The organism is Nocardioides sp. TRM66260-LWL (assembly GCF_020075545.1).
Classification (GTDB): Bacteria; Actinomycetota; Actinomycetes; order Propionibacteriales; family Nocardioidaceae; genus Nocardioides.
This window is the reverse complement of record NZ_JAIQZK010000015.1, coordinates 1-5,694: the sequence shown is the minus strand read 5'-3', so window position 1 is coordinate 5,694 and position 5,694 is coordinate 1. Positions and strand designations below refer to the sequence as shown.

3 rRNA genes are annotated in these 5,694 nt (G+C 56.6%); all 3 read right to left on the bottom strand.

Going from position 1 to position 5,694, the window contains the following annotated elements:
* Positions 1–48: 48 nt before the first annotated feature.
* Positions 49–165: ribosomal RNA gene (gene rrf, locus K8Z61_RS18685) — 5S ribosomal RNA — on the bottom strand.
* 221 nt (positions 166–386) lie between these two features.
* Positions 387–3,484 (bottom strand): 23S ribosomal RNA (locus tag K8Z61_RS18680).
* Positions 3,485–3,969: 485 nt separating this feature from the next.
* A 16S ribosomal RNA gene (locus tag K8Z61_RS18675) occupies positions 3,970–5,487 on the bottom strand.
* Together the 16S, 23S and 5S rRNA genes form the textbook arrangement of a ribosomal RNA operon.
* Positions 5,488–5,694: the final 207 nt, after the last annotated feature.

Below are 5,694 nucleotides of genomic sequence, written 5' to 3'. Positions count from 1 at the left end.
AGGTTCAGGGGCCACCCTGTGGGTGGCCCCTGAACCATTCAAATGATTGTCCGGCGGCGTCCTACTCTCCCACAACCTCGCGATTGCAGTACCATCGGCGCTGAAAGGCTTAACTTCCGGGTTCGGGATGGGACCGGGTGTTTCCCTTTCGCCATGGCCGCCGTAACTCTATTCAACATTCATCCCACCGAACCCATAACCCGATACTGGTTCACCAGGTGGTGGTGGGGTGTTGAGACCCTGTATTCACATATCCCCCACACACACCCAGCCCCCCGGGTCATCCAGGGTGCGTGCGTGTGGTGGTTCTCGTGTGTGTTCGTGGACGCGAGCAGCATGTACTGCAACCATTCATGGTCACCTTCATGGGTTCAGTAGAGCGCTTGTGAGACAAGCCCTCGGCCTATTAGTACCGGTCGGCTGGGCATCACTGCTGTACACCTCCGGCCTATCAACCCAGTCGTCTACTGGGGGCCTTACCCCATACGGGTGGGAAACCTCATCTTGAAACGTGCTTCCCGCTTAGATGCGTTCAGCGGTTATCACTTCCGAACGTAGCTAACCAGCCGTGCCCCTGGCGGGACAACTGGCACACCAGAGGTTCGTCCATCCCGGTCCTCTCGTACTAGGGACAGCCTTTCTCAAGTTTCCTACGCGCGCGGCGGATAGGGACCGAACTGTCTCACGACGTTCTAAACCCAGCTCGCGTGCCGCTTTAATGGGCGAACAGCCCAACCCTTGGGACCTACTCCAGCCCCAGGATGCGACGAGCCGACATCGAGGTGCCAAACCATCCCGTCGATATGGACTCTTGGGGAAGATCAGCCTGTTATCCCCGGGGTACCTTTTATCCGTTGAGCGACCACGCTTCCACATGCCGTGGCCGGATCACTAGTTCCGACTTTCGTCCCTGCTCGACATGTCTGTCTCACAGTCAAGCTCCCTTGTGCACTTACACTCGCCACCTGATTGCCAACCAGGCTGAGGGAACCTTTGAGCGCCTCCGTTACATTTTAGGAGGCAACCGCCCCAGTTAAACTACCCATCAGGCACTGTCCCTGATCCAGATCATGGACCTAGGTTAGACATCTAGTACGACCAGAGTGGTATTTCAACGTTGACTCCACACCCACTGGCGTGAATGCTTCACAGTCTCCCACCTATCCTACACAAGCCGAACCAAACACCAATACCAAACTATAGTAAAGGTCCCGGGGTCTTTCCGTCCTGCCGCGCGTAACGAGCATCTTTACTCGTACTGCAATTTCGCCGAGTCCACGGTTGAGACAGCGCCCAAGTCGTTACTCCATTCGTGCAGGTCGGAACTTACCCGACAAGGAATTTCGCTACCTTAGGATGGTTATAGTTACCACCGCCGTTTACTGGGGCTTAAATTCTCCGCTTCGGCTTGCGCCTAACAGGTCCTCTTAACCTTCCAGCACCGGGCAGGAGTCAGTCCGTATACATCGTCTTACAACTTCGCACGGACCTGTGTTTTTAGTAAACAGTCGCTTGGGCCTGGTCTCTGCGGCCATCACCGCTTCCCCACGCTAGGTGGTTCACGGATCCGGCCCCCCTTCTCCCGAAGTTACGGGGGCATTTTGCCGAGTTCCTTAACCATGGTTCACTCGATCGCCTCGGTATTCTCTACCTGATCACCTGAGTCGGTTTGGGGTACGGGCGGCTCATAGCTCGCTAGAGGTTTTTCTCGACAGCATAGGATCATCCACTATCCCCAACCGGGGTCCCCATCACATCTCAAGCTCGACATCAAAGTCAGCCTTCCGGATTTGCCTAGAAGACGCCCTACATGCTTGGCCGTGCACAACCATCGGCACGGTTGGACTACCTTCCTGCGTCACCCCATCGCTTGACTACTACCGGCTCGGGTCCCACGCTACGCCCACACGTCTCGCCCCGAAGGGTCCGATCATGGGGTTTCAGATGGTTAGCATCACCAGGTTCGTCATGGGCGCTACTTCGCCGGTACGGGAATATCAACCCGTTGTCCATCGACTACGCCTGTCGGCCTCGCCTTAGGTCCCGACTTACCCAGGGCAGATTAGCTTGACCCTGGAACCCTTGATCATTCGGCGCATATGTTTCTCACATATGATTCGCTACTCATGCCTGCATTCTCACTCGTGTCGCATCCACCACTGGATCACTCCGCAGCTTCACCCGCGACACGACGCTCCCCTACCCATCCACACACCCGTTAAGGCTATATGTGTGAATGCCATAGCTTCGGCGGATGACTTGAGCCCCGCTACATTGTCGGCGCGGAATCACTTGACCAGTGAGCTATTACGCACTCTTTCAAGGGTGGCTGCTTCCAAGCCAACCTCCTGGTTGTCACTGCGACTCCACATCCTTTTCCACTTAGTCACCGCTTAGGGGCCTTAGCTGATGGTCTGGGCTGTTTCCCTCTCGACTACGGAGCTTATCCCCCGCAGTCTCACTGCTGCGCTCTCACTTACCGGCATTCGGAGTTTGGCTAACGTCAGTAACCTTGTGGGGCCCATCGGCTATCCAGTGCTCTACCTCCGGCAAGAAACACACAACGCTGCACCTAAATGCATTTCGGGGAGAACCAGCTATCACGAAGTTTGATTGGCCTTTCACCCCTATCCACAGGTCATCCCCTCAGTTTTCAACCTAAGTGGGTTCGGTCCTCCACGCGGTCTTACCCGCGCTTCAACCTGCCCATGGATAGATCACTTCGCTTCGGGTCTTGAGCGTGCTACTAAAGCGCCCTATTCAGACTCGCTTTCGCTACGGCTACCCCACACGGGTTAACCTCGCAACACACCGCAAACTCGCAGGCTCATTCTTCAAAAGGCACGCCGTCACCCTTGCAGGCTCCGACGGATTGTAGGCACACGGTTTCAGGTACTATTTCACTCCCCGCCAGGGGTACTTTTCACCTTTCCCTCACGGTACTGGTCCGCTATCGGTCATCAAGGAGTATTTAGGCTTAACGGGTGGTCCCGCCAGATTCACACGGAATTTCAGGGGTTCCGTGTTACTTGGGAAGCAGCGTCACAGGCCCAGACTTACACCTACGGGGCTATCACCCTCTACGGCCCCACTTTCCAGCGGGTTCGACTTCACCTGGACTTTCTCACTGTGCGGCCCACCGGCAGATGGACCCACGCGCTCCCACAACCCCACACGCGCAACCCCTGCCGGGTATCACACGCGCATGGTTTAGCCTGTTCCGCTTTCGCTCGCCACTACTCACGGAATCACTGTTGTTTTCTCTTCCTACGGGTACTGAGATGTTTCACTTCCCCGCGTTCCCCCCACACGCCCTATATATTCAGGCGCGGGTAACTGGACATGACTCCAGCTGGGTTCCCCCATTCGGACATCCCCGGATCAACGCTCGGTTGCCAACTCCCCAGGGCTTATCGCAGGCTCCAACGTCCTTCATCGGCTCTTGATGCCAAGGCATCCACCATGTGCCCTTCATAGCTTGTCGCACAAACACTCAACAAAAACCACGAAAGAAACCAAAACAATTACAAGTACATTGACGACCACCCACACCAACCACCAACCCCCACCCACAAGGGCAAGGACCGGCCAGTCACCGTGCGCGGTCATCAGATGCTCGCGTCCACTATCCACTTCACAAACAACACACCCACCAACACCACCCCACCGCGCACACAGCCGGCAGAGCTCCGAAGGAGGCACCAAGACACCCACACACTCGCACCCCACCAGTCACCCGGCAGGACACAGCGCCTGATATCTCAGACACCCAACAGCGTGCTGGACACAACCACCCCACCCATCCACGACCCGTTCCACACCCCACTCATCCACCCCGAAAGGCAGACAGCAGAGCCGTACTAGACACCACGGACAAGCAGACCAGCTGCTCTCATCGACGATTCCACTTTCGAACATCACCACACGTCACCAGACACTCGCTGATGATCACGGATGCATGCTCCTTAGAAAGGAGGTGATCCAGCCGCACCTTCCGGTACGGCTACCTTGTTACGACTTCGTCCCAATCGCCAGCCCCACCTTCGACGGCTCCCCCCTACAAGAGGTTAGGCCACCGGCTTCGGGTGTTGCCGACTTTCGTGACGTGACGGGCGGTGTGTACAAGGCCCGGGAACGTATTCACCGCAGCGTTGCTGATCTGCGATTACTAGCGACTCCGACTTCATGGGGTCGAGTTGCAGACCCCAATCCGAACTGAGACCGGCTTTTTGGGATTCGCTCCCCCTCACGGGATCGCAGCCCTTTGTACCGGCCATTGTAGCATGCGTGAAGCCCTGGACATAAGGGGCATGATGACTTGACGTCATCCCCACCTTCCTCCGAGTTGACCCCGGCAGTCTCCTATGAGTCCCCGGCATGACCCGCTGGCAACATAGGACAAGGGTTGCGCTCGTTGCGGGACTTAACCCAACATCTCACGACACGAGCTGACGACAGCCATGCACCACCTGTACACCAGCCAAAAGGCCACCACATCTCTGCAGTGTTCCGGTGTATGTCAAACCCAGGTAAGGTTCTTCGCGTTGCATCGAATTAATCCGCATGCTCCGCCGCTTGTGCGGGCCCCCGTCAATTCCTTTGAGTTTTAGCCTTGCGGCCGTACTCCCCAGGCGGGGCGCTTAATGCGTTAGCTACGGCACGGAACCCATGGAATAGGCCCCACACCTAGCGCCCAACGTTTACGGTGTGGACTACCAGGGTATCTAATCCTGTTCGCTCCCCACACTTTCGCTCCTCAGCGTCAGGACATTCCCAGAGAACCGCCTTCGCCACCGGTGTTCCTCCTGATATCTGCGCATTTCACCGCTACACCAGGAATTCCGTTCTCCCCTGAATGCCTCTAGTCTGCCCGTATCGGAAGCAAGCACCGAGTTAAGCCCGGTGTTTTCACTCCCGACGCGACAAACCGCCTACGAGCCCTTTACGCCCAATAATTCCGGACAACGCTCGCACCCTACGTATTACCGCGGCTGCTGGCACGTAGTTGGCCGGTGCTTCTTCTGTACCTACCGTCACTTGCGCTTCGTCGGTACTGAAAGAGGTTTACAACCCGAAGGCCGTCATCCCTCACGCGGCGTTGCTGGATCAGGCTTCCGCCCATTGTCCAATATTCCCCACTGCTGCCTCCCGTAGGAGTCTGGGCCGTGTCTCAGTCCCAGTGTGGCCGGTCACCCTCTCAGGCCGGCTACCCGTCGAAGCCTTGGTAGGCCATTACCCCACCAACAAGCTGATAGGCCGCGAGCACATCCCCCACCGAAAAAACTTTCCACCAACCCCCATGCAGGAGCCAGTCATATCCGGTATTAGCCACCGTTTCCGGCAGTTATCCCAGAGTGGAGGGCAGATTACTCACGTGTTACTCACCCGTTCGCCGCTCGAGTACCCCGAAGGGCCTTTCCGCTCGACTTGCATGTGTTAAGCACGCCGCCAGCGTTCGTCCTGAGCCAGGATCAAACTCTCCGTTGAAAAACAACACCACAACCCACACACCCCCAATGAAGAGAGCACACAAGCCATGGAAAAAGAGAACCCTGACAAACAAACAAACCCTGACACATTGTCAGAATCATTGAATGTCGATAACCATCAACCCCAAAAGGTCGACAGGGCATCAAACTAATTCGTCGACTATCCAACACACTGTTGAGTTCTCAAACATCACGCGCATCCCGT